The following is a 543-nucleotide window of genomic DNA, read 5'->3' as shown; positions in this document are numbered from 1 at the left end:
AGCCAAACCCGGCGTGCCCGTGATCAATCCAGTAGCCAATCGAGGCGCTGCGCGCGGCCGCCAGTTGGATCCCGGACAGGGACACCTGCCCAATCAGCGGCGGGTTGGCCGCGTGCGGGTCCTTCAGGGTGACCACCCAGCAGTAGCCGGTCCCTTCCAGCGCCGACTGGCGTTGGGAGCGGACCATCTGTTGAAAGGTGGTGGTGGGGGTGCGTCCGGCGGGGTCGGTGGGATCCCATGGTTGCAGCCACTGGCTGTTGACCCAGCGCAGGTGCATCCACGCCTCGTAGTCCTTCCGGGTCAGCCCGCGCAGCAGCAACCGGTCGGACTCAAGCACGTCCAGTGCCGGACGCGGCAGCCAGGAGGAAAACATATGAGTATCGTATGCCGCCGCCGGCCCTGCGCCGCGCCTGACACATCGAAGGGCCACCGATATGACGCTGTGGATCCAGGGCGAATCGCCACCCCGGCAGGGCTGGGCGGGATGCGGACAAAAGGTACAGTAGCTTGCATGAGCCAGCATCTGTCTCTTATACACATCTC

At 65.4% G+C, this 543-nt stretch carries 1 protein-coding gene; it reads right to left on the bottom strand.

Going from position 1 to position 543, the window contains the following annotated elements:
• A partial coding sequence (locus DQ244_RS19125; protein WP_158544629.1) for a GNAT family N-acetyltransferase occupies positions 1–373 on the bottom strand: 373 nt, incomplete at its 3' end.
• Positions 374–543: the final 170 nt, after the last annotated feature.

The organism is Blastococcus sp. TBT05-19 (assembly GCF_003319095.1).
GTDB lineage: Bacteria > Actinomycetota > Actinomycetes > Mycobacteriales > Geodermatophilaceae > Blastococcus.
Note: the sequence above shows the minus strand (reverse complement) of the source record. Positions and strands in the feature narration are given on the sequence as shown.